The sequence below is a fragment of the Prosthecobacter sp. genome, from assembly GCF_044222565.1.
GTDB lineage: Bacteria > Verrucomicrobiota > Verrucomicrobiia > Verrucomicrobiales > Verrucomicrobiaceae > Prosthecobacter.
Window position 1 is genome coordinate 21,890 of sequence record NZ_JBGANA010000022.1, and the last position, 26,204, is coordinate 48,093.

Annotated in this window: 28 protein-coding genes and 1 pseudogene; 19 read left to right on the forward strand and 10 right to left on the reverse strand. The window is 60.6% G+C overall.

All coding sequences use genetic code 11. The features are described 5' to 3' along the window. Nucleotides 1–66: 66 nt before the first annotated feature. From ACILSR_RS25370 to ACILSR_RS25380, 3 genes are read right to left on the reverse strand one after another with little or no spacing between them, the layout of a single operon-like run. Nucleotides 67–618: a DUF6036 family nucleotidyltransferase gene (locus tag ACILSR_RS25370; protein ID WP_395752610.1), complete on the reverse strand. Its 552-nt coding sequence runs from the start codon at nt 616–618 to the stop codon at nt 67–69. After that, entirely contained in the window at nt 600–929 is a 330-nt protein-coding gene (locus tag ACILSR_RS25375) for a hypothetical protein (RefSeq protein WP_395752611.1), read from the reverse strand. Before ACILSR_RS25375 ends, ACILSR_RS25370 begins: the two co-directional genes overlap by 19 nt. A gap of 43 nt (nt 930–972) precedes the next feature. Next, nucleotides 973–1,512 carry a flavoprotein gene (locus ACILSR_RS25380; RefSeq protein WP_395752612.1) on the reverse strand — a complete coding sequence of 180 codons (540 nt, stop codon included), beginning with the start codon at nt 1,510–1,512 and terminating at the stop codon, nt 973–975. 104 nt (nt 1,513–1,616) lie between these two features. Here ACILSR_RS25380 and nrdR point away from each other — a divergent pair, with 104 nt between their 5' ends. The 5 genes from nrdR to ACILSR_RS25405 all read left to right on the forward strand — a co-directional run bounded on the left by nrdR (nt 1,617) and on the right by ACILSR_RS25405 (nt 6,135). After that, nucleotides 1,617–2,105, forward strand: coding sequence for a transcriptional regulator NrdR (gene nrdR / locus ACILSR_RS25385; protein WP_395752613.1), 489 nt, complete (start codon nt 1,617–1,619; stop codon nt 2,103–2,105). Between the two features lie 7 nt (nt 2,106–2,112). Next, the gene (locus tag ACILSR_RS25390; RefSeq protein WP_395752614.1) at nt 2,113–2,466 is read left to right on the forward strand and encodes an HIT domain-containing protein; all 354 of its coding nucleotides are present in this window, start codon (nt 2,113–2,115) and stop codon (nt 2,464–2,466) included. Between the two features lie 240 nt (nt 2,467–2,706). Beyond that, on the forward strand, nt 2,707–3,834 hold the full coding sequence (locus ACILSR_RS25395; protein ID WP_395752615.1) for a porin: 1,128 nt from the start codon (nt 2,707–2,709) through the stop codon (nt 3,832–3,834). A gap of 84 nt (nt 3,835–3,918) precedes the next feature. Next, complete coding sequence (locus ACILSR_RS25400; RefSeq protein WP_395752616.1) at nt 3,919–4,353, forward strand: hypothetical protein; 435 nt, start codon at nt 3,919–3,921, stop codon at nt 4,351–4,353. A 75-nt stretch (nt 4,354–4,428) separates the two neighbouring features. Next, a complete protein-coding gene (locus tag ACILSR_RS25405; protein WP_395752617.1) occupies nt 4,429–6,135 on the forward strand; it encodes an ArnT family glycosyltransferase in 1,707 nt (568 codons plus the stop codon). Here ACILSR_RS25405 and ACILSR_RS25410 read toward each other — a convergent pair. Then, entirely contained in the window at nt 6,125–6,916 is a 792-nt protein-coding gene (locus tag ACILSR_RS25410; RefSeq protein ID WP_395752618.1) for a phosphatase PAP2 family protein, read from the reverse strand. The two genes, ACILSR_RS25405 and ACILSR_RS25410, sit on opposite strands and share 11 nt — an antisense overlap. 149 nt (nt 6,917–7,065) lie before the next feature. On the opposite strand from ACILSR_RS25410, the gene ACILSR_RS25415 reads away from it, so the two are divergent. The 4 genes from ACILSR_RS25415 to ACILSR_RS25430 all read left to right on the forward strand — a co-directional run bounded on the left by ACILSR_RS25415 (nt 7,066) and on the right by ACILSR_RS25430 (nt 10,708). After that, nucleotides 7,066–8,253: a DUF3419 family protein gene (locus ACILSR_RS25415; protein ID WP_395752619.1), complete on the forward strand. Its 1,188-nt coding sequence runs from the start codon at nt 7,066–7,068 to the stop codon at nt 8,251–8,253. Beyond that, a complete protein-coding gene (locus tag ACILSR_RS25420; protein ID WP_395752620.1) occupies nt 8,253–8,894 on the forward strand; it encodes a class I SAM-dependent methyltransferase in 642 nt (213 codons plus the stop codon). Before ACILSR_RS25415 ends, ACILSR_RS25420 begins: the two co-directional genes overlap by 1 nt. A 72-nt stretch (nt 8,895–8,966) precedes the next feature. Next, nucleotides 8,967–9,407 carry a DUF3592 domain-containing protein gene (locus ACILSR_RS25425; RefSeq protein ID WP_395752621.1) on the forward strand — a complete coding sequence of 147 codons (441 nt, stop codon included), beginning with the start codon at nt 8,967–8,969 and terminating at the stop codon, nt 9,405–9,407. Between the two features lie 272 nt (nt 9,408–9,679). Next, nucleotides 9,680–10,708, forward strand: a complete 1,029-nt coding sequence (locus ACILSR_RS25430) for an O-antigen ligase family protein (protein WP_395752622.1) — start codon at nt 9,680–9,682, stop codon at nt 10,706–10,708. On the opposite strand, the gene ACILSR_RS25435 is transcribed toward ACILSR_RS25430, so the two are convergent. Continuing rightward, nucleotides 10,683–12,764 carry an arylsulfatase gene (locus tag ACILSR_RS25435; protein ID WP_395752623.1) on the reverse strand — a complete coding sequence of 694 codons (2,082 nt, stop codon included), beginning with the start codon at nt 12,762–12,764 and terminating at the stop codon, nt 10,683–10,685. The genes ACILSR_RS25430 and ACILSR_RS25435 overlap by 26 nt on opposite strands. 137 nt (nt 12,765–12,901) lie before the next feature. Here ACILSR_RS25435 and ACILSR_RS25440 point away from each other — a divergent pair, with 137 nt between their 5' ends. From ACILSR_RS25440 to ACILSR_RS25470, 7 genes are all read left to right on the forward strand, one after another. Continuing rightward, nucleotides 12,902–13,720: a hypothetical protein gene (locus ACILSR_RS25440; RefSeq protein WP_395752624.1), complete on the forward strand. Its 819-nt coding sequence runs from the start codon at nt 12,902–12,904 to the stop codon at nt 13,718–13,720. After that, nucleotides 13,710–14,483: a hypothetical protein gene (locus ACILSR_RS25445; RefSeq protein ID WP_395752625.1), complete on the forward strand. Its 774-nt coding sequence runs from the start codon at nt 13,710–13,712 to the stop codon at nt 14,481–14,483. Before ACILSR_RS25440 ends, ACILSR_RS25445 begins: the two co-directional genes overlap by 11 nt. A gap of 60 nt (nt 14,484–14,543) precedes the next feature. Further along, nucleotides 14,544–15,056 (forward strand): hypothetical protein, encoded by a 513-nt coding sequence (locus ACILSR_RS25450; protein WP_395752626.1) that lies wholly within the window; start codon nt 14,544–14,546, stop codon nt 15,054–15,056. 102 nt (nt 15,057–15,158) lie between these two features. Continuing rightward, a complete protein-coding gene (gene tyrS, locus ACILSR_RS25455) occupies nt 15,159–16,436 on the forward strand; it encodes a tyrosine--tRNA ligase (RefSeq protein ID WP_395752627.1) in 1,278 nt (425 codons plus the stop codon). 43 nt (nt 16,437–16,479) lie between these two features. Beyond that, nucleotides 16,480–16,689 carry a hypothetical protein gene (locus tag ACILSR_RS25460; RefSeq protein WP_395752628.1) on the forward strand — a complete coding sequence of 70 codons (210 nt, stop codon included), beginning with the start codon at nt 16,480–16,482 and terminating at the stop codon, nt 16,687–16,689. Further along, nucleotides 16,686–17,090, forward strand: a complete 405-nt coding sequence (locus ACILSR_RS25465) for a type II toxin-antitoxin system VapC family toxin (protein WP_395752629.1) — start codon at nt 16,686–16,688, stop codon at nt 17,088–17,090. Before ACILSR_RS25460 ends, ACILSR_RS25465 begins: the two co-directional genes overlap by 4 nt. A 50-nt stretch (nt 17,091–17,140) precedes the next feature. Continuing rightward, nucleotides 17,141–19,408 (forward strand): FAD-dependent oxidoreductase, encoded by a 2,268-nt coding sequence (locus tag ACILSR_RS25470; RefSeq protein ID WP_395752630.1) that lies wholly within the window; start codon nt 17,141–17,143, stop codon nt 19,406–19,408. A gap of 3 nt (nt 19,409–19,411) precedes the next feature. On the opposite strand, the gene ACILSR_RS25475 is transcribed toward ACILSR_RS25470, so the two are convergent. The 4 genes from ACILSR_RS25475 to ACILSR_RS25490 form a co-directional block, all read right to left on the reverse strand. Continuing rightward, nucleotides 19,412–20,023, reverse strand: a complete 612-nt coding sequence (locus tag ACILSR_RS25475; RefSeq protein ID WP_395752631.1) for a DUF1801 domain-containing protein — start codon at nt 20,021–20,023, stop codon at nt 19,412–19,414. An 11-nt stretch (nt 20,024–20,034) separates the two neighbouring features. Beyond that, on the reverse strand, nt 20,035–21,084 hold the full coding sequence (locus tag ACILSR_RS25480; protein WP_395752632.1) for a DUF5077 domain-containing protein: 1,050 nt from the start codon (nt 21,082–21,084) through the stop codon (nt 20,035–20,037). 167 nt (nt 21,085–21,251) lie between these two features. Continuing rightward, the gene (locus ACILSR_RS25485) at nt 21,252–22,100 is read right to left on the reverse strand and encodes a hypothetical protein (protein ID WP_395752633.1); all 849 of its coding nucleotides are present in this window, start codon (nt 22,098–22,100) and stop codon (nt 21,252–21,254) included. 155 nt (nt 22,101–22,255) lie between these two features. Continuing rightward, nucleotides 22,256–22,891, reverse strand: a complete 636-nt coding sequence (locus ACILSR_RS25490) for a class I SAM-dependent methyltransferase (protein ID WP_395752634.1) — start codon at nt 22,889–22,891, stop codon at nt 22,256–22,258. A gap of 95 nt (nt 22,892–22,986) precedes the next feature. Between ACILSR_RS25490 and ACILSR_RS25495 the strand changes: the two are divergent. Next, nucleotides 22,987–23,693 (forward strand): annotated as a pseudogene (locus tag ACILSR_RS25495) (exodeoxyribonuclease III). A gap of 536 nt (nt 23,694–24,229) precedes the next feature. On the opposite strand, the gene ACILSR_RS25500 reads toward ACILSR_RS25495, so the two are convergent. Continuing rightward, the gene (locus ACILSR_RS25500; protein WP_395752635.1) at nt 24,230–24,583 is read right to left on the reverse strand and encodes an MmcQ/YjbR family DNA-binding protein; all 354 of its coding nucleotides are present in this window, start codon (nt 24,581–24,583) and stop codon (nt 24,230–24,232) included. 106 nt (nt 24,584–24,689) lie between these two features. On the opposite strand from ACILSR_RS25500, the gene ACILSR_RS25505 reads away from it, so the two are divergent. Both ACILSR_RS25505 and ACILSR_RS25510 read left to right on the forward strand, forming a co-directional pair. Further along, on the forward strand, nt 24,690–25,259 hold the full coding sequence (locus ACILSR_RS25505) for a hypothetical protein (protein WP_395752636.1): 570 nt from the start codon (nt 24,690–24,692) through the stop codon (nt 25,257–25,259). Further along, nucleotides 25,256–26,164 carry a hypothetical protein gene (locus ACILSR_RS25510; RefSeq protein WP_395752637.1) on the forward strand — a complete coding sequence of 303 codons (909 nt, stop codon included), beginning with the start codon at nt 25,256–25,258 and terminating at the stop codon, nt 26,162–26,164. Before ACILSR_RS25505 ends, ACILSR_RS25510 begins: the two co-directional genes overlap by 4 nt. Nucleotides 26,165–26,204: the final 40 nt, after the last annotated feature.

Consider the following 26,204-nt stretch of genomic DNA (forward strand, 5'->3'; position numbering starts at 1 on the left):
TCGATGGAAGAAATTCACCCTCCCTTTGCGAGCATTGCCGTCAACTCCTGCAAAAAAGCCCGTTCGTCATGCCGCCCTTTGCTTCGCCGCTTCCGCCACGACCTGATCCCAAACCGCGTGCGTTTTCACAATCCACTTCTCCTCCATCGGCGTGTCCCAGAGCAGCTTGCGCACCTTCGCTTCATCCCGCCGGTCTGTTGCCAGCGGGAATGACAGCAGCCGAATGTCCTTGGGCCTTCCCGCGAAAAGCTTAGCCACCGCCATGTCATGCGGATCGAGCGCAAACACCCGAGGGCAGCCTTCAAGAGGGACCAGGCGGTCGCGGAAGTCGGGAGGGAAATTGCCGAAAGCGGCGGGAGAGATGATGTCGGCGTAGTAACCAAAGTGGTCGTAAAAGGAACTCGTTTTGCCCACAGCGTTGTTGAGCGCCTGGCCGAGACTTTGTTCCCACGGCTCAAAAATCAGATCGGCGTCTTTCGTCTGCCGATAAAGCTCACATTCCACACCCAACTCAGGATAAGTCGCAAACGCAGACGCCGAACCAAAGACCACGATGGTCGTTTCCGGAGCCAGTGCGGCAGCAGAGGCGGCCAGATGTTTCAGTGCCTCGATGCGCATATAAACTGCTCTTTCTCGCCATCCTTCAGCACACCCGGAAAAGGATCAAAGCCTTTGAATTCGCGGGTTTCTTCATCATCAGCTCTCAAAATCCCCGCCAGCTCCTTCATACTCGTCTCGGAAACCCGCGCAGCCCGGATCAACGTTTCCCACCGTTCGAGAAACGTCCCGCCCCATGTGCCCCGTTTGCGCCAGCGGGAAATGGTTTGCAGCGGAATCTCCAGCAGCTCAGGCTCCCGCTCGAACTTGTCCGCGAGATAGCAGAAATACGCGTGTTCCAGCTTGTCGCCAGTGTCGTCGTGTTCGTGCATGGGCGGAAGATAGTGGACGTCAAGCGGGCTGCCAAGGGGCACTTTAGCGGGGGGCTAGGACCGCCGCCACCGCCTGCAAAATCACCTCCACCTCCGCTAGCCGCCCCACACCCTCATACCCACAGGCCAGCATGCCGGAGGCCGGCTCCACAAACTGCGCACCGTAGCCACGCAGCGTCTCCACATTCTTCTGCGTCGCGGGGTGCTGCCACATCTTGCCGTTCATGGCGGGCGCGATCAAAATCGGCGCACGAGTTGCCAGCGCGATGGCGGTGAGGGCATCATTGGCAAAGCCATTCGCCATGCAGGCCAGAATATTCGCCGTGGCGGGGGCAATGAGCAGCAGCTCCGCCTCATCGGCGAGCTGGATGTGCCCGGGCTGCCAGCCTTCCTTTTCCGCAAACAGGTCGGTGATGACCGGATTTTTCGACAGCGTTCCCAGCGTGAGCGGCGTAACAAATTCCAGCGCCGATTTCGTCAGCACGCAGGTCACGTTGTGGCCGGCCTTGGTGAGCTGGCTGGCGAGATCCGCCGCCTTGTAAGCTGCGATGGAACCGGTGACGCCGAGGATGATGCGGGACATGATTGGACGATAGCCCCTAAAATACGCCCGCAAAGCCCGAACTACGAAGCCGCTTGCTATCCGGCCCCCGAGAAAGCACATTCCCCACCCCTAAACCACCCCAGATGCGCTGCCCCAAATGCGGAAGCTCCCAGGATAAAGTCATCGACTCACGCGAGGCGCGGGAGGGTCACGCCATCCGCCGCCGCCGCGAGTGCATGAAGTGCGATTTCCGCTTCACCACCTACGAGATCGTCGAGCGCGAGGAGCTCCGCGTGGTCAAACGCAACGGCGCCCGGGAGAACTTCAACCGCGACAAGCTCCTGGGCGGCGTGCGCAAATCCTGCGAAAAGCGCCCGGTGAAAATGGAGCAGCTCGAGCAGCTGGTGGACGACATCGCCAATGAGCTCGAAGAAGAAGGCTACCGCGAGATCCCCAGCACCGTCATCGGCGCTAAAGTGATGCGCCGTCTTGAGGGTCTGGATCACGTGGCCTACGTGCGCTACGCCTCGGTGTACCGTCAGTTTGAGGACGTGGGCGAGTTCATCGATGAGATCAAGAGCCTCGGCGAGCGCCGCCCCCGCGATGGCCGGCAGCCGGAACTTTTCCGTTAATTCCCCCATGAGCGAGAAGACCATTTTTCAGAAGATCATCGACCGCGAAATCCCCGCCCCGCTCGTCTATGAAGACGATCTGGTGGCCGCCTTCAACGACGTCAACCCACAGGCCCCCATTCACGTTCTGATCGTGCCGAAAAAGCTCATTCCACGCGTCGGTGAAGCCGTGGCGGAAGATCAGGCCACGCTCGGCGCTCTCCTCCTCGCCGCTGGAAAAATCGCCGACAAGCTCGGCATCAAAGACCGCAGCAAAGGTTTCCGTCTCGTGATCAACCACGGCAAGGACGCCGGAGAATCCGTGCCCCACATGCACGTCCACCTTCTGGCAGGTCGCGGCCTGGACTGGCCTCCGGGCTGACCGCTCTTGCGAAGAGGCTAAGCTCGCAGCCTATTCGAAGCTGTAAATTCACCGTCATGCTGCCGCCTACATTGTGACGAAAACGTAACAACGAATTCATTGCATTCGTTGGACCCTTGCCCGCCCCCAATGGTTCAACTCTCCCGCTCCCCTTCTTTTCTAAATATTTGCCTATTTGCGCTACTGCACATCGTTCTTGTGCCAGGAATGCTGAGGGCTGCTGCTGCTGCCCGGGCAAGCGTGGCGCAAAATGCCGTCGACGTTAAAAAGCCGGTCTCCATCTTCGACCAAATGTGGGGCCTGCCGGTGCTCTATGACGCGAAGAGCGGCTTTCTGACGCGCTTTCAGCTTTACGGCATCCTGCAAATTCAAGACGATCAAGGCTGGTCGGACCGTGGCAATTTCGGCAGCCGTGATCGCGAGCAGGACAACCGCTGGGGTGACTTCGAAGTGCGCCGCTTGCGCCTCGGTTTCAAATCCAAATGGCTGGATGGAAAGGGCCGTCTGGATGGGCTGATCGACATCAACCCCGACTTCAATCAGTTCTACGGCCGCATCAACATCCTGTTCTATGAGCATGTCTTTTCCGATGCTCTGACCCTGGGCGTTGGCAAACATCAGGCCTACTTTGCCCTGGAGCGCATGATTTCCTCCCGCGAGGTCCTCACCATCGAGCGCTCCCTGCTGACCGACATGCTGTGGACGAGTTGGTACACCGGCGTCTGGGCCAACGGCAAGGCCGGGAAGTTTCAATGGAAGGCGGCCTTGTACGCAGGCGATGATGAGCGTGAATTCACCACCTTCCACGGTGGCGCGCTCATCCAGGCAGGCCTCGGCTATGACCTCAAGGAGGCCACAGGGCTGGACCGTGCCTCGATCTTCTTCGACTACCAGAAAGCGACTGCGGACACCTCCGTCAAGGGCAGCACCTTTGAAGGAGCGCCTGCTCCCTACCTGTTTGAAAGCGCCATGTCCCTGAACAGCAGCTGGGAAAAAGGCCCCTATGGCTTCTATACGGACATTCTCCATGGCCACGGTCGTGGGCCGCAGGGAGATGTGTCCGGCCTCATTCTCATGCCCACCTTCTACGCCACGAAAAAGCTGCAGTTCGTGGGTCGCTACCAGTACGCGGTGGGCGAAAACGATGGTCTCCGCCTTTCCAGCCGCTATGACCGCCTGGCCCCAAACATCACCGACAAAGGTCATGGCGGCGAGTATCATGCCTTCTACCTGGGGGCGAATTACTACATCTATGGTCACAAACTGAAGCTGATGACCGGCCTGGAATTCGTCACCCTGAGCGGCGGCGGCCATGGCGGCAGCTACAATGGCTGGAGCTGGTCCAGCGCGCTGCGCATGTATTTCTAGCCGCCTGCGGGCAAAAAAATCTGCCCTCTTTGCAACTTTGGCTTATGGTGGCTGTTTGAAAGATTGATCAAACCCCCGCCCGTCATGGAACCGCTCTCGCCTCAAGACCCCATCGCCAAGCTGCTGGCCCAGGCCCGCAAGGTGGAGGTGCGTTCCAATTTCACCCAGAACGTGCTCCGTGCCGCCCGCCAGACTCCGCAGGATCGCGGATGGCTCGCGGCCCTGCGCCTCTGGTGGGAGGATGTCTCGTTTGCGGCCCCGGCTGCCAAGTGGGCCTTTGCCACGGTCACTGTGGCCGCTCTCGCTCTAGCGCTCGTGATTTTCCAGACCCAGCCTGCGGCTGAAACCCAGCTCGCCCACCAGGCAGCACCCGTAATGATGGCCGCTCCGGACCTGCCTCTGCTCCCTGCCGTGGCGGCGGAAACTCCCTGGGAAGCCACTTTTGACACCCAGGCCCTCCTCGCGGTGGACGACACCTCCCAGCTCACGGACAGCGAGATCGGCTTCCTGCTTTATTGAGCCAGCTGGCTGCCGTGTGACGAAAACGTCGGTACTTGCTGACGGACGAAGCGGCCTGTCATGCCAAATGGCGTGATGGCTGTGCCCGCCTCCTCATTCTGGAATGACCAGCGCTGCCGCCAGCACGGCTGGTGGCTGTTGCTGGTGCTTGCCCTCCTGCTGTATCTGCCGGGCACGGCCAGCATTCCGCTGATGGACCGAGACGAGCCGCGCTTTGCCCATGCCACCGTGGAAATGACGCAGCGGGACACCTGGACCATCCCCTATTTCAATGGCGTCCACCGTTTCGACAAACCGCCGATGACCTACTGGTGGATGCGGCTGCATTACGCCCTGCTGGGTGTGAATGAGCTGGCGGCACGGCTGCACAGTGTGCTGGCCGTTTATCTGACTGCCCTTGTGGTGGGGGGAATGGCTCGAAAGCTGGCGCAAAGTGAGGGTGCCGGACTGCTGGCCGGCGTGGCCTGGCTGACCAGTCTGCAGTCGCTGGTGCATGGCCGGCTGTGCGTGGCGGACATGCCGATGATCCTCTGCGTGGCACTCGCCTGCAGGGCATTGATGGAACTGCTGGCAATGCCACCCCAACGTCGCTGGAACATCTGGTTCTGGTGCCTGTGGCTTTCGCTCGGCGCAGGCTTTCTGGCCAAAGGGCCCATCGCCTGGCTCGTGCCTGCATTGTCACTGGTGCTGTGGCGCTGGGTGTTTTGGAAAAAGCCCCTGCCGTGGGGCAGGCTGCAGGTCGTGGCGGGCCTGTGCATCACCCTCGCCATGGTTGCGGCCTGGGGCATTCCGGCCTTGATCGAAACCAACGGCGCCTTCTGGAAAACGGGCATGGGCGAGCATGTGGTAAAGCGCGGCACGGATGTGTTCAACGGCCGCAAGTTTGTCCCCGGCTATTACCTCCTCACCACCTGGCTCAGCCTCTTTCCATGGCTGGGCTTTGCCGTGCCTGTCTGGCGCAGCCTGCGGGCGAACTGGACGGCGCAGACGTCGTTTCTCGCCGCGTGGTTTCTCGCCCCGCAGTTCATCTTCTTTTTTTATGCCACGCAGCTGCCCCATTATGTGATGCCCGGCTATCCGGCGTTCATCGTGCTCCTGGCATTGGCATGGCAAAAACGCAGTCACACCATTCCTGCGCTGGCAAAAGGGCTGACATTCGGGCTGGCATTCCTGATCGTCGGGGGCTGGGTGTTTGCTTCCGCGGCGCAGATCCAAAACAGCGGCATCCGGGACCTGCTCTGCTGCGCCCTGTTTGTGCTGTCCTGCGTGCTCGCGATGGGTGGAACCGTGGCCTGCATGGTGTGGAAGCAGAAAACGACCCGCAGCAACATCTGGCTCCTCTGTCTGACGGTGGCGCTGACGAGCGCAAGCATCGAGCTTCTCGGCCAGCAGTTGCGCATCACTTCAGTGCCGGTGCGTATTGCGGAGGAGATTGGACCGTTCCCCCAGGGCATGGAGCTGCATGGCTGCGGCTACACCGAGCCCAGCCTGGTGTTTTACTCCCATCACCTCTGGTCGCTCACGGATGATGTCAGCACCGCAAAAGCGCTGCTGCAAAAACCAGGCCCTGTGACTTTGGTGGTGCTGCGGTGTGAGTGGACGCTGGACCGCTGGTTCAAGGGACTCCTGGGAGCAGCACCGCAAGGAACTGCCGCCAAAGATCACATAGCCATCACTCAGAGCTTGCTGGCTGAATCCCCCGGCGTGCAGAGCCAGATCATTTCAGGCTTCAACATGGCGCGTTTCAGCTGGGTGGAGGTGCAGCTCTTCATCAGGCGTTAGCCGTGGCGCATCGCATGCGCCGTACCGTCAGTCCCAGCGGCACACCAAAAATCAGTGCGATGCAGATCGAGGTCAGCACATCACTGGGGTGGTGGCAGTTGTTCTGCATCCGCGACCAGGCCACGCCGCCAGACACCACCAGAAGAGGCACCCCCGCCGGAGGGAAGGCCACGGCCAGAGGCACGCAGGCGCCAAACGAAGTCGCGGTGTGGGCGCTTGGGAAAGACTGTTTGCGTGCGCTCAGAGTAGGACCGTAAAACCCGGGCGCCAAACCGCTGCCTGGCCGGGCACGCCCCGTGGTGACACGGATCACATTCACCAGACCACCCGTCAGCACAGTTCCCATCACCGCCGCGAGCGTCAGCCGCCGAAAGAAAGGCGAGCGCCGCACAAACGCAAAGCACGTGAGCGTGGCAAACACGAACACATTGAACCCCGCCAGATCTCCCCAGTAGCTCAGCCAGCGCGCCACGCTGCGGACCCGCCCGGATTCCACTGAATCCCCCAAATGCCGCACCTGTGCCAGCAGCGCCAGATCGTATGGCATGAGCGTGATCACCAGCGCCGCGCTCGCAAACACAAAGCCTGTCAGCTTCCAACGATTGGCGCTCCACATCGCCCTGGCACTGCGAATCAGGCACACCACATCCGCCCACCAGCAGGTCAGCAGAGGCCGTGCGCGGTGATTCAGACCAGCGGGCAGCCATGACGCCGAAGCCTCTGTGGCAAGCTCATCCCAAGACGCTGCATACGGTGGCAGCAGGCCATGCTTTTTCTCCATCGCAGACAGTCAAACCACGATCCGCGATGCTTCCCAGTGCCCGGATGAAACGAATTTGTTGCTCCCTCGCTGTGTGACGAAACAAACACACAGGCCTGCTGGCTCAGCGTCACATTTCGCATGACTACTTCGGCACTCCCTTCGCGCTCATGCTCAAAGAGTCCCCCTCCCGCCGCCCGGTTCAAATGTTGAAATCGGCTCACGACATGGTCTTCCGCCATGTTCACAACTCCAACCTCATCTACAACACCGCCTGGGAGGATCCGCGGCTCGACCGACAGCTCATGCAGCTGAACTCAGACAGCCGCGTGGTCATGATCACCAGCGCAGGCTGCAACGCGCTGGACTACCTGCTGGACAATCCGGCTGAGATCCATGCGGTGGACATGAACTACCGCCAGAACGCCTTGCTGGAGCTCAAGCAGGCGCTCATCCGTCAGGGCGACTTTGAAACACTGTTTGAAATGTTCGGCTTCGGCTCCCATGCGGACTACGCCTCCGTCTATGCCGGGGTGCGCAGCACGCTGTCCGAGCCCGCACAGAAATATTGGGACAGGCGCATCAGCTTCTTCAATCCCACGAGTTTGAAGAAGTCTTTCTACTACCACGGCACCTCCGGCATCGCCGCGTATGTCATGGGGAATGCGCTTTTCAAGCTGCGCCCAAACGTGAAAAACTTCGCCACCTGCCTGCTGGACGCGCGTTCGCTGGAAGAGCAGCGCAGCGCCTATCAGCTCTTTGAGCGCGAGATCTGGGGCCCCTTCAGCAACTGGCTGCTGCGCCAGCCCACGCTCATGACGCTGCTCGGCGTGCCACGTCCGCAGATCCGGCTCATCCAGGACTCCTACCCCGGCGGCCTCACGGATTATGTGAAGGACAAGCTGCGCCACGTATTCACTGAGCTGCCCATTTCAGACAACTACTTCTGGCGTGTGTACATGACCGGCTCCTACACGCTGGGCTGCTGTCCCAATTACCTGAAGCAGGAGAATCTGCCTGCGCTGCGGTCCCGCGTGGACCGTCTGAAAAGTTACACCACCACGCTCTCCGGTTTCCTGCGCGAGTATCCCGGACAGTACACGCACTTTGTGCTGCTCGATCACCAGGACTGGCTGGCTGCTCACGACGTCGAGGCCCTGCGCGATGAATGGGAGCTCATTCTCAGCAACAGCGCCCCCGGCGCCAAAATCCTCATGCGCTCCGCGGGTGTGAACCTGGACTTCGTTCCAGAATCCATCCGCAACCGTGTGCGTTTCTTCCCGGAACGCACCGAAGCCCTGCATAAGCTCGACCGCGTGGGCACCTATGGCAGCCTGCACTTTGCGGAGGTGTTGTGATGAGCACCGCGCACGCATCATCAGGCGCCGCCGTGGGAACAGCGCTGGAGCGCTACTACCGGTTCCATTCACGCATCTATGACGCCACCCGGTGGAGCTTCCTGTTTGGGCGCGAGGAAGTCCTGCTCCGCGCCGCATGTGTGACCCATCCTCAGCGCATTCTCGAAGTGGGCTGTGGCACCGGGCGCAATCTTCCCAGCCTCCGCCGGCGCTTTCCTCGGGCGCACATCACCGGCCTCGATCTCTCCGAGCAGATGCTCGCCATCGCCTCAAAGAAAGTGCGCGATGACAAAGTCACGTTGCTGCGACGCTCGTACTCCGCGCCCGTGCACCAGGACGGCCGGCGCTTCGATCTCGTGGTCTTCTCCTATGCCCTCTCCATGTTCAATCCCGGCTGGGAGCAGGCCATCGATGCCGCGTGGGAAGATCTTGCCGAGGGCGGCTGCATCGCCGTCGTTGATTTTTCCGACTCCTATTTTTCATGGTTTCGGAACTGGATGGGCGTGAATCATGTGCGCATGGAGGGCCATCTTTGGCCATGCTTGGGCCGGAAATTTGCGCCGCTCATTGACGAACGCTTCGCCGCCTATGGCGGTGTCTGGAACTACGGCATCTACCTCGGCCGCAAGCAAAACGCCTGAGTGTGGCGATAGTGTTTCGTGCAGAACGGCACGGCACCCGCATCTTGGAGGCGGTCGCAGCCACTCCCCTTCATGAATCTTCTCTTCATTCTCTGCGCCGTAGCGGCGCTGTCTGCCTTCATCCACTTTCTCCGTCGTTTCAGCACCGCATGGTCCATGCGCGGCTGGCGGTGCACCCAGGGCCGCGTGATCACCGCGGAAATGCGTCGTGGCAGGACAAAAAACTCGGACGGCTGCCTGCTGTACGATCCGGTGCTGCGATATTCCTACTCCGTGGGCGGGCACACCTTTGAAGGCACTCGTTTCACCCACAAGGCAGTGCGCAATGCGGACGGTCTGGCCACGCAGTTCATCGCCCGTCTTTCACAGGATGCTGAGGTGCCGGTCTACTACCATCCGCACAATCCGGCGGAGGCATTGGTCCGGCCGCTGCCCTGGCAGGGTTCGGCCATGGCGGCGCTCGCCTGCGCGCTGCTGCTGTTCCTGCTGGCCGCCGGTTATTACCTCGCGTGAAAAGCCTTTCGTTGGTTCTGCCGGATGAGTTCGCATCGCCTGCGTTGCGGCCTTCGGCGCTCGGTGAGTGTGCGGCTCCTGCGGCAGTCATCGGGTTTGTGGCCGGTCATTCCTGTCTTCCAAACGGGTGGCTGCATCTCGGATGGTTGCTGGGGGCAGGACTGATGGCTTGCGCCTGGACAAGCTGGAGGCCGCATCTCCTGCGCCGGCGCATGGATGCAGGCGTGCTGTCCGTGGTCGCTTTCCTTTGCTGGATGACTCTGCGCTCATGCATGTCCGTTCACTCGCTGGATGAAATGCTGTGCGGTCTGGTCGGGCTCGGCCTTCTGGTGCTGTTCTGCGTTCTTGTCTGGCGGCAGTCCGGCAGAGGTGCATCCCTGCTGGCCGCTGGCTGGACGCTCGGCATTGCAAGCGCTCTCGCGGCGCTGCTCAGCATCCTGCTGTCCTACTTCGTGCTGCCGAATCATCAGCCGGGGGAGCGGCTCATGAATTTGCTGGTTCACGGCGGCCTCAATCCGGTGTGCACGGGACTGATTTTCGGTTTCTCAGGGCTGTGGCTCGCCTCGTTGGTGGAGCATCGATTTGCGCACGTGCCGCATCGCCTTGCATGGTCGGCCCTCTCATTGCTGCATTTCGCCACGTTTCTCTCGGGCAGCCGTGGCGCCATGCTGGCGCTGGCCCTCGGCCACGCGGTGCTTCTGCTCGCACGCGGCTGGAAACGTGTTGCTGCTGCGCTCGGCGTGTTTGTCCTTTCGGCGGCGCTCTATTTCACCAGTGCTCCGCTGTTTGGGAAGATCGCTCAATGGCGGGCTGATCCTGCGGCAGCCATCAGCTCCCGCGGCATCACGGACCATTTTCAGAGAGCAGTCGAGCGCGGAGACAACTCACGTCTCGACATCTATCGCGCAGGATGGCACACGGTGGACAACGTCTGGTTCGGGACGGGCCAGTGGGGGGTGCGAGGAGTCTGGCAGTGCGAGCTGCAGGCCAAGACAAACATCTGCATGATGTCCCACCTCCACAGTGCGTTTTTTGCCACGTTTGTTCACGGCGGAATTCTCGGCACACTGCTGCTGCTCACGGCTCTCGGCATCGGCATCCGGCGCGCCTGGGGCCTCGCCGCTCGGGGAGAAGCCGCGTGGGTCTCCCTGCTCGCTTTCGGCTGCGGCGGCCTGCTCTTCGACGGCGAGTCCCTGACCTCGCTGGCCACGGCGCCGCGCTTCGAAGGCCTGCTTTTCTGGCTGCCCCTGACGGTCGCGCTGGCGCGCGGCTCGCCTACTTCACCACTCGCAGATTCTTGAAGCCTGCTTCGCCATCAAACACGATCAGATTGAGCTGTGTTTTCTCCTCCGCGATCACTGCATGTTTGCCGGTGGCTGTCACCCCCGCGATCTGGGCGCTGATCTGATCTCCCTTGAAGCTGATCCGCAGCGTCTGCCAGTCTTCTGCGTTCAATTTGATCTTCTGCCGGGCCAGCGGTTCCGTCTGAGTCTTGTCCTGGCCTTGGTCAGGATTCTTCGTGATCTCAAGCACCGTGCTGCTGACCACAATGCGGAAGGAACGCCTCCCCGCCGTCTGGACGCGCAGAGAATGACGCCCCGCCGTGTGCAGCTTCATCTCGTATTGCAGCGTGCCGTCGGTGATCGCCACAGGGCAGGTCAGCGTGGCTCCCTGCTCCTCCGCCTTCGGCGCGGGATTCCAGATCGCCTCGTCATGCACCTGCCAGGTGCCGCGCGTCATGGTCCATGGCTTGGCCGGCAGTGCTTTGAAATCCTGCGACATCACCGTTTCTCCCGCCAGTGGCGCGAGCGCGGCCTGCGGCTTTTTCTCCGTGACGGGTGGCATCTCGCGGCTGTAACCGCCATCGCGGTAGCGGTTCACCAGGGCGCTCAGTTCCTTCACCACTTCCGGGTGCTGCGCGCTCACATCCGTCGTCTCCGCAGGATCTTCCTTCACATTGTAAAGCTGCGGCTTGAACTGCGTCGCATGCGCCTTGCGGGGGCCGATTTTAATGTCACTCACCGGAATGCCTTCGATCCATTTCCACGGCCCCTTGCGAATGGCGAACACACCATCGGAGCTGTGGACAAACATATGGTCACGCGTGGGCGCAGCGTCTTTCGTTCCCAGAAAAGCAGGCAGTGCGTTGAAGCTGTCTTCCGCACCGGTGGCCGCGGCAGGCAGTTTTTCACCCACAAGAGCCGCCGTGGTGGCCAGAATGTCCGCGAGACTGATCATGTCATCGCACACCGTGCCCGCTGGGATCTTCGCCGGCCAGCGGGTGATGAAGGGCACCTTGAACCCACCCTCCCACACGTCGTGTTTGCCCCCCTTGAGCGCGGCATTGACCTTGAGACCGGCTTTGAAAGCCTGTGTCTGCACCGTGTCACGCGTAGGTGTGAAGACACCTCCGTTGTCGCTGCTCAGAATCACCAGCGTGTCTTTCGCGATGCCCTTTTCATCCAGCGCTTTCAAGACACCGCCAACGCTGCGGTCGAGCTCGAGAATCCAGTCGCCATAAGGCCCGGCCTTGCTCTTTCCAGCGAGATCCTTCTCCGGAGTGACGGGATTGTGCACCGCCACGGGCGTGTAATACAGAAAGAAGGGCGTATCCTTCTTCTGCTGCGCGATCCACTCCGCCGCCTTGGTGGTGAGCAGCGGCATCACGCGGTCATTCACCCGGCGCGGCGCATCGAGGTCCAGAATCGTGGCCTTGCCGTTTTCCGTGTCTTCAGGGCCGTAGGTGGCTTTGAAATTCGGATCATCAGAATCAGGCCCCTTCAGCTTCATGCCCGCTGGGATTTTCCCGCTGCGCAGTCCATAGACAAAGCGGTTCTCCACATACACGCCCGTGAGGTCGCCGTGATTGCTCGGCACGCCAAAGTGATAATCAAAGCCGATGTCCAGCGGCCCGGGGGAAAGCTCCGCCGTATAATCCGTGCGCCATTTCAGCGAGCCATCTTCCGTGCCATAGCCCAGGTGCCATTTGCCGATCGCCGCAGTCTGGTACCCATGCTTTTTCAGCAGAGAGGCCATGTTCAGCCGCGTCGTCTCGATATGCAGCGGAGAGAATGTACCGAGCACCTCGTGCGTGAGCGAGGTCCTCCAGCAGTAGCGCCCTGTCATCACCGAATAACGCGTGGGCGAGCACACAGAAGAAGTCGTGTTTGCATCCGTAAAGCGCCGCCCCTCCCTGGCCAGGCGGTCGATGTTGGGAGTCTGCACCAGGCTTCCATCCGCACCGTAGCAGCCCGCGCTTCCGTAGCCATAATCGTCCGCCAGAATGATGACGATGTTCGGCGCGTCAGCGGCGATAGCGGATGAAACGAAGAGAGAGAAAAGGAGCAGAAAACGCATCGCCCCTTCACGAAGAGTTCACATTCGACCTTTCGTGAATTCGCCGTGAACTGAGGCCCGCCGTCTTGACCGTGTTCTCACAGCGTCACAGAGTGCATGCACACGCGAACCTCACCGCGCTTCTCCAAATGCCCACCATGCTCACCTCCCGGCTCCTGTCATTGGCCCGTGGCGAGACCGTCGGTCTGGTGGGCTGGCTGGAGGAAAAATCCGTCCGGGCGATGCTCCCGCTCGTCGTGGGCATCTTGGCGGGATGTGGTGTCTATGGCTTCGCCATCGGCCTGGGGCGGGCGCCGCTGATGGCCTGCTTTGTCGCGGTGAAAATGCCGCTGCTCATCTTCCTCACGCTGGGCGTGAATGGTCTTATCAACGGCATGTTTGGCTCTTTGCTGGGCAGCGGTATGTCCTTTCGGCAAACCCTGCAGGCCTGCCTGATGAGCTTTGCCCTCTTTGCTCTGATCGTCGGCTCGCTTGCGCCGATCATCATCGCCATGGCGCTGGACCGTCCTGCGGACGGAACGAGGGATCTGGAGGGCTGGTACCGCGTCTTCCTGCTGAGCAACACCGCCGTCATCGCCTTTGCCGGCATCATCGCCAATCACAAGCTGCTGCGCCTGATCGAGGCCTTTTCGGGCAGTGCCGCCGCCGCCCGCCGCACCTTGGTGGCATGGCTGGCGGGAAACCTTTTCGTGGGTGCCCAGCTTTCCTACATCCTGCGCCCCTTCTTTGGCAATCCGGCCCTGGCAGTCGAGTTCCTGCGGCCGGACCCGTTTCACGGCAACTTCTATGAGTCCGTCTGGACCATGACGCAGGCAAGCTTGCCGGAAGGCATGGCGGCGGTCCTGCTGCGGCTTTTTGGCCTCATGGCTCTCGTCGCCTGGCTTTTCATTCGTGCCGTCAACCGCGTCTCCACGCCCCCTTCCAACCCATGCTCCACCTCACGCCATGAACCTTGAAACCACACCCGCCCCATCCCCGGCCCCGCCACCGCCATTGCCGAATCCGACACATAACTCCGACGCCAAAATGGAGCTGCAGCCCCTAGGCGCGCCCGCCTCGTTTGTGGTGGTGATTGAGGCGCTTCTCAGACATCCCGGACGCATCCTCCACGAGTGCAAACAGCGCGGCAGCAAGGTCCCCCTCATCCTCCTGGTGGCTGCGGTGCTGGGTCTCGCCGTTTTCGGCGCCCTGCTAGGCACCTTCTCCGGCGGCACCCAATACTGGGCCTCTCCCGTCAAAGTCGTCGGCGGGGTGCTCGCATCCCTGCTCATCTGCCTGCCCAGCCTGTACATCTTCAGCGCCCTCGGCGGCATCGAGGCCCGCCTGCCGCAGATCGCGGGCATGCTGCTTTCCATGATCGCGCTGACCGCCCTGCTGCTGCTGGGTTTTGCTCCCGTGGTGTGGATCTTCTCCCAATCAACCGAATCCGTGGGGTTCATGGGCTTCCTGGTGCTTGCCTTCTGGATCATCGCGCTGCTTTTCGGTTTCCGGCTGCTGGTTTCGGCTGCCGGGACTTTTGGCATGACCGGAGGTCTCTATCTCACGATTTGGATGGGCATCTTCCTGGTCGTCACCCTGCAGATGTCCACCGCCCTCCGGCCGCTCATCGGCACCGCCAGCACCCTTCTGCCGGAGAAAAAGATGTTTTTCCTGGAGCATTGGATTCAGGAGACGGGAGGCTCCGGGAACACGTCGAAAAGCGAGCAGTATGGGCGCTGAGCCTTTCCAGCCGCCTTTCTGATTGCGACGGCTCGCGCACGCTTCACAGTATCCGCCGTCATGTCACGCCGCGCTCATATCTCCATCGTCCTCTGCCTTCTCAGCCTCTTCATCACCGGCTGCGAAACCACCGGCCTCTCTCCGCAGCAGGCCGCCGCCGTTGAGGCACGCAACCGCCAGATCGCCATGGAGCCGCGTGGAGACTTTTACATCGGCCGCCGCTTCTACATCAATCACACCCATCTCTGGGGCTACCTCCGCCGCCCGGGCGAACCCTGGGCAAACTCCAAGCTCGTCATCATGAACGAGCGCTACCAGAAGATCCCCTACCGCCTGCCAGAGCAGCCGACCGACGGCGGCTATGCCTACGGTGACGACCACAACGCCGAATACACCATGTGGGGCCGCTACACCGGGCGCAAGGTCTTCGACCCCAACAGCAACCTCGTCCTGCCCGAGTTTGAACTGCGCCGCTGGGAAGTCCGCAATGAATCCCCCGGCTGGCTCTTCAAGCCCAACGAGAAGTTCAACGGCTCCCAGCTCCTGCGTGGGGAGCCGGGCTCCACGCCCTGACGGCCGTCTCACGAAGTCCGAGTGTCGAATGACGAAGTCGAAAACATCGTCACCCTCCGCCGTCATTTCATCCTACATCCTTCATCCCTCATCATTTCCCCCATGTCCGACCTGATCGCCGACCTCGAATGGCGCGGCCTGCTCAAGCAGTGCAGCGACCTCGATGCCCTCAAGGAAGCCCTCAAAACCCAGCAGACTTTCTACTGCGGCTTTGACCCTACCGCAGACAGCCTCCACATCGGCAACCTTCTCCCCCTCATGGCCCTGCGCCGCGTACAGGAGCATGGGCACAAGGCCATCGCCATCGTCGGCGGCGGCACCGGTTTGATCGGCGACCCCAGCGGCAAGGCCAACGAGCGCACCCTCAACACACCCGAGACTGTCGCGGAATTTGTGAAGCGCATCGAAGTGCAGATCCGCAGCATCCTCGTTCCAGAACAGACCATCGTCGAAAACAACGCGGACTGGATCTGCAAAATGAGCGCCGTGGAACTGCTGCGCGACGTGGGCAAAAACTTCACCATCGCCTGGATGCTCGCCAAGGAATCCGTGAGCGCGCGCCTGGAAAGCGGCATCTCCTTCACCGAGTTCACGTACATGATCCTGCAGGCCTACGATTTCGTGGTGCTCAATGAGCGCCACGGCTGCACCGTGCAGATCGGCGGCAGCGACCAGTGGGGCAACATGACCGCCGGCATCGACCTCGTCCGCAAAATGCGTGATCAGCGCAAGCAGCCCGAACAGCGCACCTTTGTGGTCACCTTCCCGCTCATCACCACCAGTTCCGGCAAAAAATTCGGCAAGTCCGAAGCGGGCGCCATCTGGATGGACGCGAAGAAGACCAGCCCCTATGCCTTCTACCAGTTCTGGGTGAACTCCGAAGACCCAGATGTACCTCGCTTCCTTCGCCAGTTCACGCTGCTCTCGCATGAGGAGATCGAAGCCATCGAAGCCGAGCACAATGCCAATCCTGGACAACGCAGCGGCCACAAACGCCTCGCCGCCGAAGTCACCCGCATGGTGCATGGCGAAGAAGAGTTGCAGAAAGTCATTCTCGCCTCCCAGGCTCTGTTTGGCGGAGCCGATCTTGGCACCGCAGATGTGGACACACTCATCGAAGCCACCGCCTCCGCCCCGAGCACCAGCGTGGAACTGAGTGCCATTCCGCAGATAGCCGATCTCCTCGTCACCCTCAGCCTCGCCACGTCCAAAGGCGATGCCGGCCGCCTCATGAAAGGCGGCGGCTTCTACATCAACAACGTCCAGGTCCCCGCCGGCGAAGTCCCCGTGCTGACCGCCGAACACTTCCTCGGCGGCAAGCTGTGCATCCTGCGCAAAGGCAAGAAGAGCTACGCGACGGTAAGAGTGGCGGGGGTGTGAGAGCTACGCTTGTTTTTTGAGAACAGTCTGTTACAATCTGCCTGTGCAAGCGACCGAACAGACGACCGGCCTCCTCGGCGGCAAGATCCCTTTCGGCATCCCGCCGCCAACGGCTCGTGACGCGTGGCAAACCACTCTCGGCATGTTCGATGGCGACGAGCTCATGATGGAAATCGACGAACTGGGCGCGCAATGGCGCAAAGAGCAGGCCGAACGAGACATTGCTGAGATGGAAGCCACCGCCGCGAAGTGATCTTGCTTGATACCAACCACCTGACGGCCCTCAAATATCGCCAGCACCCACGGTCCATCAAGCTCGCACGTCGTTTGATGGAGAGCGGAGATGACTTCATCGCTACAACCGTCATCGCCTATGAAGAACAGCACCGTGGCTGGCTGGCTCTGCTCGCCCGCCACTCCGATCCAATCAAGCAGGTCGGTGCTTATGCGGAACTGGCCGCGTTGGCGCGTTTTTTCTCCCAATGGCGGCTGATAGATTTCGATTCAGGCGCTGCTCTTCGGCTGCAAACGTTACGCGAGGAGCGCATTCGCGTCGGCGCGATGGATCTCAAGATGGCAGCCATTGCCCTGCAACATGACGCATTGTTTCTGACTGCCAATTCTCGTGATTTCACCAAAGTTCCCGGCCTTTGATTCGAAAACTGGCTGGAAGAATGAAGGCATGTCGGGCTTTCTTCTTTTCCATGAAGTGTCTCTGCTGTCTTTTTTTTGCCTTCGTTGGCATCTCCCTTCACGCCGCAACCCTCGAAGCCGACCTCCTCATCGTCGGCGGCAACGAATCCGCCTGTGCTGCAGCCGTTCAGGCCGCTCGGCTCGGCGTGAAAAACATCGTCCTCGTCAACGACATCGACTGGCTTGGTGGTCAGTTCAGTGCTGAGGGTGTTGGATGCCCGGACGAATGGACCGGCGTGAACGGACGCCGCGTCAATTTCCCCCGCAGCGGCATTTACAGCGAGGTCATCAACCGCATCCGCGCCCACAACTCGCAGACCTATGGCATTCCCTCTCCCGGCAATTCCTACTGCGGCACGGAGACCATCGAGCCCGCGGCCGCAGCCAGGATCTTCGAAGACCTCCTCAAGCCCTACGTCGATGCCGGCGTGTTGCGGATTGAGCGCGGCTGGCAGCCAGAAGCAGTCCACACTGAAAAAGGCGCAGTCACCGCCGTCACATTCCTTTCATCGCATTCTTCCCCCCTCACCGTCCACGCCAAACTCACCCTCGACTCCTCCGACTGGGGAGATGTCATTCGCCTCAGTGGTGCAAAATACGGCGCGGGTCCTGATCTGAAATCCCGCTTCGGCGAAGCCAGCGCTCCTGCGGCCTTCGACGACGCAGGAGCGCAGGAAATGAACCCGCTCTCCTGGTGCGTGGTGCTGCGTGAAGCCGGAAAAAACAGCACCATTCCCAAACCCGCGACCTACGATCCGCGCTCCTTTGCAGCACTCGACAAAACACCGCCATGGGTGGACAGCGACATGAGCACCGGCCCTTACAGCCAGTCCGGCTGGAGCGTTTACACCCACCGACGCCTCGTGGACCGCTGGCACAACAACCTCGCTCCCGGCACCGAGGCCACATTTCTCAACTGGCCCGTGCAGGATTACCCGCTCTGCCAGCTCCCACAGCGCGTCGTCGATGCCCTCGAAAAATCCGCAGCGGGCGCCTCCAGGAAAAACATCGTCGATCTCACACCGGCACAGCGGCAGATCATTTTCGCTGACGCCAGACAGCACACGCTGGGCATGCTCCATCATCTGCAAACGGCGGTGCATGATCGCGTGGGCGACTTTCCGCAGAGCTTCCGCTACCTGCAGCTCACCACCGAATTTGGCACGCCAGATCAGCTGCCGCCCAAGCCCTACGTGCGCGAAGGCCTGCGCCTCGAAGCTCTCTACATGCTGCGCGAGCAGGATATCCGTGCTGAATCCCGCGAACCCAAATGGGCCAAAGTCATGGTGCCCGATGGCGTGTTCGGCTTTCAGTTCAACATCGACTTTCACCCCACGCGCCGGCGCTTTCTCAGCGAGGACCGCAACGGCCCCTGGCAATATGTGCAGACACCCTCGCGCGGCTGGCACACGGACACGGATCGCGCGATGTTCCCCCTGCGCGGCCTCGTTCCGGTGCAGAGGGATGGCCTCCTCGGCTGCTCAAAAAACATCGGCGTTAGCAGCGTGGTGCAGAGTGCGCTGCGTCTGCATGGCCAGATGATGCACGTCGGTCAGGCCAGTGCCACTCTGGCATGGCTTTGCCTGCGCGATGGCATTCAGCCACGTGCCGCAGCAGCATCGCAAAAACACTGGCGCGAGATTCAACTCAGGCTTGTGCGCGGTTCCGGCGGCCCCGGCCTGCTGCTCTTTCCCTGGCAGGATCTCCCACTCGACTCCGTGCATTTCGAAGCGGCCAATATGCTCGCCGTGCGGGGCCTGTGGCCGGTGGAGGCGGATAAAATCTTCTTCGATGCGGAGCACGTCATGACGCGCCGCGAGCTCGCCCGTGTCCTCGCTCGAATCCTTCGCGCCAAGGCTAGTCCACCTGAATGGAAAGTCTCGGCAACACCACGCTTTGAAGATGTCGGCCAGGACGATGCCGACCGCGCCGCCATCGAGTCCCTCTGCTCCTGGGGCATCACCACCACAGACAAAACCTTCAATCCCGAAAACAAAGCCGACTGGACCACACTCCACCGCTGGTCCCTCGCCTTGAAGCTCCCCTCAAACCCCGGCTTCGCGAGCAAGGACGTCGCTCAGCGCCCGCTCACGCATGCCGATGCCGCCGTGCAGCTCTGGCATGCTCTGCGCCGGCAGGGCGAATGGCTCAACGATGACGACTCCTGGCTGCAACCCGATCACGATCATGACGAAGACGGCCGCAAAGATCTCGAGGACCCTCTGCCCTTTGACCGCAACAACAACGGCGTCCCCGACCGCCTGGAATACCTGCCGTAAATCTCACGCCTCTTTGCGCTGCGCCCATTTCTTGCCGCTGGCCAGCGCACGCAGCGTCTCTTTGAGCCGGCGCTGGATCGTCTCCTCCTGCTTCGCGCTGCTGATCCACACCTTGTACTCTCGCTGGCAGGAAATGCTCATTGCGTAAAAACCTGCTGCTGCCGCCTTGTTCTGCTTCAGCGCTTTCTCCAGTGCGGGTGGCATGGGCCATTCGGCGCGTTTCTTCACGGGTGGCGGCTTGGCAGACTCATCGGCATCCAGCGCCACCGCCGCATGCAACAGGCGCTGAAAGGCCTTCGCATTCAGCTTCTCCAGCTTGGTGACGCGGATCGTCAGGATGCTGGTGTTCTCTTCACCGCCCTCAAACAAGTCTGTGATCTCCCGCAGTTCGGTGCCGCGGAAGAAAGCGATGCCGAGGTGCTTTTTGCACGCGCTGATGCCGCAGATGTTTTTCCGCCCGCTGAAGCAGAGCATGTTCCATTTGACGGCCTCCGTCAGATCCGGCTCCCAGCGCTGAATCCATCCGCGCACCTGCCTCGCCATGGTCTGTGAAAACTCCGGCGCAAAATCGAGCCAGGTTTCAGGATCTCGGGTGATCGGCCTCGCGACGTCCATGCATGCGCGGCTCAGCCCACGGGCTTGAGCACCACCTTGTTCACGTCCAGCACAGCGCTCTTGGCTTTGGACACGGGATCGATCACCAGGCGCATCTTGCCCGGCGCTTTGATCTCCACCTCTCCCACGGCTTCCTCGGACCATTTCTGGAAGCCGCCGGTGTCTTTGACTTTAAACTTGAGCTCCTGCTCGCCGAGTTTCACCGCCACCTCGCTGCCCTCGTTGCCCGTACCGCAGCCATGCACCACCGTCACCTTGTAGCGGCCTGGCTTGGTGACTTCAAAGTCCCATTCGGCAAAGTCATCTTCGCTCGTCCAGAATCCCAGGCAGTTCTTCTCGGCCTTGGGTTCGTAGCGCATGGTTTCTGACCACGTCGTCGCGCTGCTGGCTTCCAGCACGATGCTGCCATCAGCGGACTGCACGGGTGCCGGGCCTTCCGGTGCGGGCACAAATGCCACCTCCTGGATTTCAAAGCCGGGCTCGTTCCCAGTCGCGGCGGCAAACAGGGCGAAAGGATACACGGCGGGCTTTTCCACATACACCGTCCCATAAACCACGCGCTTGGGCTGGCTGGTGGCCAGCAGCGTCTTTTTCAGCGGCTGCTGGGCAAACCGAAACTGCGTGCCCAGCGTGGCATTCCGCAGCGTGTAGGTCAGACGCACTTCATACTTGCCCCAGCGTTTGGCATTGAAGGTGTCGCAGTCATACTGGTCCCAGTGCTGCTGCGAGGTGTGCTTGATGTCCTTCGGGTGGATCACGATCACACCACGGTTCGGTTCATCCACACGCAGCACCGGCTCGTCGCTGCCAAAGCCGTTGATATCCACAGGCGAGGAGGCAAACACCGGCTCTGCGGGTGCGGCAGGTGCGGAGGGGGCAGGTGCCGCTGCAGGGGCAGGTGCCGCTGCAGGGGCAGGTGCCGGAGCAGCGGGCTTTTCGGCCACCGGGGTGGGGGCTGCTGGCGGTGCCACCGCGGCAGGCTGCTCCTGCTTGCCACAAGAGTTCAGAGCGAGGAGCAGCGCAAAGGCGCCGGCAGCTTGGGAAAGGGGGTGGCGTGTCATGGTTGGTGGGGGATCATGATGCAACGGCGACCCCTTCGGGCAACTTAGACCATTTCTCCTTCCACCACCAATTCCAATTCTCCGGGCGGACGCAAAAACGCACGGGGACTTTCGCCCCCGTGCGTCTTGATGACACCTCTAACTCAACCTGACAGTTTTTTCGGATCTTAGAACCGGATGCACATGTCCATGGTGAAGCGGTTGTTGGAGAGGCCGTAGGGCTTCACCACCGCCATTTCATAGGCAAATCCGAGAGAAAGATTCTTCTGAATGTTGGAGCGGAAGCCGATGCCCAGCATGCCCTGCGTCACGCCGCTGGCATTGCCTGCACCAAAGTTGATCACGTCATAGCCGTTGCTGCGCAGCCCTGGAATGTTGGAGGCGTTGTTCAGCGTGGTCCAGAAGTTCGCCGTGGCGAAGGGGATGAACCAGTCGCTGACGTGGTAGTCCACCATCAGGCTGTAGTGCGCCATGGTGTTCTGCTCGGCCCTCAGCATCGGGATCAGCACGCCCAGGTTGCCCGTCAGGTGCAGGTCGCCGTATCCCTTGGCGAATGACACGAAGGGATTGAACTGGCCTGAGCCGCGGCCATTGAAGATCTTTTTGTCACCGGTGGGCAGCTGGAAGGTGAAGCCGGGTGTCAGGATGAACTGGTTCTGCACATCATTGATCAGTGCATACTTGAAGCCCGCGGCCAGATCCATCCAGCCGTTGCCCTTCACGGCAGTGCCGTTGATGTTCAGATATCCGTCCTGCGTGGCGATGAACGCGAGGCGGTCTGTGAGCGCGTAACGGAACTGGATGGCTCCTGCACGCGCGGTGCCACGGCCCGTCACGAAGCTGTTGTCAAACCGGTGGTAGATGAAGATGGGGCGGATCTCGGAACGGATCACCGGATCTTCAAAGTAGATCGGGTTTGTCACTGGGGAGATGGTGTTCTCCTTCCAGTCAAAGACGTCTGCTACAGGGGCTTTGGCCGGGGCTGGTGTGGCGGCGCTTGCAGTGGAAAAAGACACGGCTGTCATGGCGCTGACACCCAGCGCTAACAGCCACCGATTGGGGGAGTGTGGTTTATTGACCATGCGTAGATAAAGCACGGAATCGTCCTCATTGATCCGCGTGGATTGGCATCCACTGATCAAGTTATGCGTCGCACATGAGACGCATTCTCTCAACGCCTCCAGCACTCGCAGAACAACAGGCCCCAAAGAAACTCGCGGCGCTCGCAGCGTGTGAATTTTTCACCGCTTAAATAAGGCTCCACAGGCACCAGTTCCGTTGCAGACAGACCCGTCGCCCAACGAAAGAATCCATACAAAAATCCCACGATCAATCTGCTGCACACACGCCACACTCCCGCACGGGCGATTTGAAAATCCGCGAGCAGCCATTGCGCATCGCCTTTCGCCGCAGCGGCAATGACGGGAATCAGTTTCTGCAGTTGATCTTCACGAAAACAATCGAGGAAAAAGCAGGTTACGATGAGATCAAACACTGCCGCAGGTGGGTGCCACGTCAGCGCATCCGCGTGAATAAACTCCACCTGCGCGCCATCCAGCCCCTCGCGCAGCAGCCGTGCTCGTGCGAGATCGATCATGACCCTGCTCGCCTCCACCACCGTCACCCTCACCTCGGGGAAGTGGCGCAGCAGTTCTACCAGAAATCGCCCGTTCCCTTCACCATACACCAGGGCACTCCGCGGCGAATGAATCGCACCCAGCAAAGCCGTGCGGCAGCGCTGCAGCTGACCGCCGGCGCACAGCGCCTCCATCCAGCGATAGTGCGGTGCCAGCAGGTCAAAACTCATGTCTGAGTCAAAGCACCGGACAGCGCATGCGCAACATCACCAATTACTCACTTTCCCGAACTCCATTTCCCGCCAAGTTCATTATTTCTCCCCTCATGAAACTCACCTCCTGGAACGTCAACGGCATCCGTGCCTCCCTCGGCAAAGGCCTCCGCGAATACATGCTCAGCGGCGATGCCGATGTGATCTGCCTGCAGGAAACCAAGGCCCAGCAGGAGCAGGTGGATCTGGCGTGGTTTCCCGGCTACAGCGCCGTGTGGAACAGCGCGCAGAAAAAGGGTTATTCCGGCACGCTCATTCTCAGCCGCGTGCCTTTTCACACCTCCACCCACGGCTTGGGTGTTGACGAACACGACCGCGAGGGCCGCCTCATCACCGTTGAGTTCCCGGACTTCTACGTCGTTAATGTGTACACGCCCAATTCCCAGGCCGAACTCGCCCGCCTCAGCTACCGCCTTTCCTGGGACGACGCCTACCGTGCGCATTTAAAGAAGCTGGAAAAGAAAAAGCCCGTGCTCGCCTGCGGCGACCTCAACTGCGCGCATCAAGAAATCGATCTCGCCAATCCGAAATCCAACCGCATGAACCCCGGCTTCAGCGATGAAGAGCGCGCCAGCTTCACCAAGCATCTCGACGCCGGCTTCCTCGACGTCTTCCGCCAGTTTGATCCCAGCCCCGGCCGCTACACCTGGTGGACCCAGCGCTCGCCTCAGAAAAGCTGAAGCCCGCGATCAAGTCATGCACCATCCGTGCGGATGTGCATGGGAGTGATCATTGTCCGGTGGAGCTGGTGGTGGGGTGAACACCGGATTATATATGGCTTACACACCAGCGAAGATTCGAGCACTCGTCGAGGAAGAGCTTTTGTCCCTCAATGATCTTCGTGTTGTCTCTCACATTCGCAGTCTTCTCGTTCAGCCTCACATAAGCCTCCGTGACTGGGATTATGGAGAGACAGACCAAACCTTTCCTTGTTGGATTGTTCTGAGCCACATTCCATCAAACACCTGCATCGTTTATTGTGAGTTTGGCTTTGGACCACGAATCCCTTGGGGCTTGGTGTCTCTTTCGGGCGGCTCAATGGGCATGGACTGCGATTGGTCTGGATCATTTATGTCATCCTACTTTAAGTCGGGGATTGCTTCTGAGCTTCCCATTTGGCGTATCTTCAAGAGGGGCGGTGGCTTGGAATCTAGGATTGCAATTAGCCCAGAAGCAGATCGAGAGTCTACTTGTCGTGAACTTACGCGACTAAGAGCCGACGATCCAAGCTCCATATATGACTGCTGGCACAACATTCAATATGAACCTATCGATCCAACAGCTACCTGAAAAAGGCTACTTCCCCAGCCCCTCCCGTACCTTCTTCGGCAGCGCATCCACCACCAGCTGATACGAATGCTCCACCAGCTCCCGCACCAGCTTTGGCGGCACGGTGCCGTCCAGCATCACGGTGTTCCAGTGCTTCTTGTTCATGTGCCAACCGGGTTTGATGCCCTTGTATTCATCTCGAAGCTCGATGGCACGCTGGGGGTCGCACTTGAGATTGATGCTTGCGGGAAAATCGTCCGGTGAGGTGACGGCAAACATCTTGCCGCCGACTTTGTACACCAGCGCCTCGGGTCCAAAGGGCTGCGTCTCCTCCGCACCGGGGAGCTTCAGGCAATGTTCGATGACGTCGGGCAGTTCCATGCCCCACATTAAACGAACCGGGGGCGGCCGCGCAAATGCTTCGGCGAATGCTGCTCTATTCGTTTGATGAAACGCGCATCAGGGTTCTTTCTTGTCCGCACCGCTCATGCGCACTTCTTCATTGTCCATCCGCGAAAAGGCCATCCTGATTTTCGCCTCCGTGCATCTGCTCTATCTCGGGCTTGGCGCTCTCCCCGTGCCTTGGCGCGACGGCCTTCACATCTCTCCGGCCCACCGGTTTTACGAGCGCATCACACGCTGCCACCAGGTCTGGAACATGTTTGAAACCATTCCCAACATGAACCGTCTGGAGGCACGCCTGGTGGTGACAGATGCCAAAGGCAAGCTGCGTGAGGAGGGCATGGTGCTGCCTGGACTGAAGAAATTCTCCCAGCATGACCAGGTGCGGCTCAACAACTGGATGGTCAATGTCATCTTCAATCCCTCCCGTGGCGTGTTTCGTGAGGCCTACATGAAGGATGCCGCCACAGCCCTGCTCAGCTCGGGCCGCTACGGTCCCCGCTCCCAGCTGCGGCTCGAGGCGATTCCCGCCTACACCCGCAGCCTGCTGGGTGTGCGCACGCTCAAGGAGATCGCGGTGGAGAAACCCTCCGTGCTCGGTCCTTTTGAGCTCGGCGCTCTCGTTTCAAAAAACAGCCCCACTCTGGCCCCATGACGGCGCGTGTTGACGATCTCCTGACCCGCCTCAAGAGCCTGTTCCTCGCTCCCGCGGACTCGCGCATCTACGCCTGTGTGCGCATCGCATTCGCCTTCGTGTCTCTGCTCAATCTCATGCAGATCTGGCCGGACCGTGCGACCTTCTTCACGGATGCCGGAATGATTGATGTGGAGGTGGTGCGGAAATATACCGTGGGTGCCTACGTCTCAGCGTTTGACCTGTGTCCCAATCTGGAGGCGGTGAGCGTTTACATGCTGTTCAGCGGTCTCGCGATGGTGCTGCTGATGCTCGGCGTCTGGCCCCGGCTCGCGGCCGCCGTGGTCTATGTCTGGTATGTGTCCTACGCGATGCGTGCCACCCTCATTCTTGTGGGCTGGGACGAGGTGCTGCGCTCCACCTCGTTTCTCGTTCTCATCTCCCCCATGCCCGTCTGCTGGTCTCTGCGCTCCCGCAAGGCACGCAAGAAATATTCCATTCAGCCCCAGGCCCCCAGCTACGGCCTGACCCTCATGCGGGCACAGCTCGTGGTGATTTATGTGCAGGCCGTGCTGGCAAGATGGGAGGACCCCTATTGGGTCGGAGGAGACTTTTTGAGCTACTTTCTCCTCTCCCATAACTCCCGCTGGCCCGGCCTCTGGGTGTTAAACTATGGCTTCCTCCTGAAAGTGGCCACCTACCTCGTGCTGCTCCTGGAACTGGCCATCCCCGCGCTCCTTCTAGTCCGCCGCTGGCGCTGGTGGGGTGTGGCCGGAGGCATCCTCCTGCATGCAGGCATCAGCCTCATGGCGTACAATCTCGTGCTGTTTTTCCTCTCGATGATGGTGCTCTACCTGAGCTTCCTCCAGCCCGAGGACATGGGCCGCCTGCAGCGCCGTCTGCCAGATCTCCGGCGGAGGAAATGAGCGCGCAGATGGCGTTCTCCTCAGCTCATGGAATGCGGCC

Coding starts and splice junctions, on each gene's coding strand:
- ACILSR_RS25370 (WP_395752610.1), bottom strand. CDS start 618: ATGCGCATCGAGGCACTGAAACATCTGGCCGCCTCTGCTGCCGCACTG.
- ACILSR_RS25375 (WP_395752611.1), bottom strand. CDS start 929: ATGCACGAACACGACGACACTGGCGACAAGCTGGAACACGCGTATTTC.
- ACILSR_RS25380 (WP_395752612.1), bottom strand. CDS start 1,512: ATGTCCCGCATCATCCTCGGCGTCACCGGTTCCATCGCAGCTTACAAG.
- nrdR (WP_395752613.1), top strand. CDS start 1,617: ATGCGCTGCCCCAAATGCGGAAGCTCCCAGGATAAAGTCATCGACTCA.
- ACILSR_RS25390 (WP_395752614.1), top strand. CDS start 2,113: ATGAGCGAGAAGACCATTTTTCAGAAGATCATCGACCGCGAAATCCCC.
- ACILSR_RS25400 (WP_395752616.1), top strand. CDS start 3,919: ATGGAACCGCTCTCGCCTCAAGACCCCATCGCCAAGCTGCTGGCCCAG.
- ACILSR_RS25405 (WP_395752617.1), top strand. CDS start 4,429: ATGGCTGTGCCCGCCTCCTCATTCTGGAATGACCAGCGCTGCCGCCAG.
- ACILSR_RS25410 (WP_395752618.1), bottom strand. CDS start 6,916: ATGGAGAAAAAGCATGGCCTGCTGCCACCGTATGCAGCGTCTTGGGAT.
- ACILSR_RS25415 (WP_395752619.1), top strand. CDS start 7,066: ATGCTCAAAGAGTCCCCCTCCCGCCGCCCGGTTCAAATGTTGAAATCG.
- ACILSR_RS25420 (WP_395752620.1), top strand. CDS start 8,253: ATGAGCACCGCGCACGCATCATCAGGCGCCGCCGTGGGAACAGCGCTG.
- ACILSR_RS25425 (WP_395752621.1), top strand. CDS start 8,967: ATGAATCTTCTCTTCATTCTCTGCGCCGTAGCGGCGCTGTCTGCCTTC.
- ACILSR_RS25430 (WP_395752622.1), top strand. CDS start 9,680: ATGTCCGTTCACTCGCTGGATGAAATGCTGTGCGGTCTGGTCGGGCTC.
- ACILSR_RS25435 (WP_395752623.1), bottom strand. CDS start 12,764: ATGCGTTTTCTGCTCCTTTTCTCTCTCTTCGTTTCATCCGCTATCGCC.
- ACILSR_RS25440 (WP_395752624.1), top strand. CDS start 12,902: ATGCTCACCTCCCGGCTCCTGTCATTGGCCCGTGGCGAGACCGTCGGT.
- ACILSR_RS25445 (WP_395752625.1), top strand. CDS start 13,710: ATGAACCTTGAAACCACACCCGCCCCATCCCCGGCCCCGCCACCGCCA.
- ACILSR_RS25450 (WP_395752626.1), top strand. CDS start 14,544: ATGTCACGCCGCGCTCATATCTCCATCGTCCTCTGCCTTCTCAGCCTC.
- tyrS (WP_395752627.1), top strand. CDS start 15,159: ATGTCCGACCTGATCGCCGACCTCGAATGGCGCGGCCTGCTCAAGCAG.
- ACILSR_RS25470 (WP_395752630.1), top strand. CDS start 17,141: ATGAAGTGTCTCTGCTGTCTTTTTTTTGCCTTCGTTGGCATCTCCCTT.
- ACILSR_RS25475 (WP_395752631.1), bottom strand. CDS start 20,023: ATGGACGTCGCGAGGCCGATCACCCGAGATCCTGAAACCTGGCTCGAT.
- ACILSR_RS25480 (WP_395752632.1), bottom strand. CDS start 21,084: ATGACACGCCACCCCCTTTCCCAAGCTGCCGGCGCCTTTGCGCTGCTC.
- ACILSR_RS25490 (WP_395752634.1), bottom strand. CDS start 22,891: ATGAGTTTTGACCTGCTGGCACCGCACTATCGCTGGATGGAGGCGCTG.
- ACILSR_RS25500 (WP_395752635.1), bottom strand. CDS start 24,583: ATGGAACTGCCCGACGTCATCGAACATTGCCTGAAGCTCCCCGGTGCG.
- ACILSR_RS25505 (WP_395752636.1), top strand. CDS start 24,690: ATGCGCACTTCTTCATTGTCCATCCGCGAAAAGGCCATCCTGATTTTC.
- ACILSR_RS25510 (WP_395752637.1), top strand. CDS start 25,256: ATGACGGCGCGTGTTGACGATCTCCTGACCCGCCTCAAGAGCCTGTTC.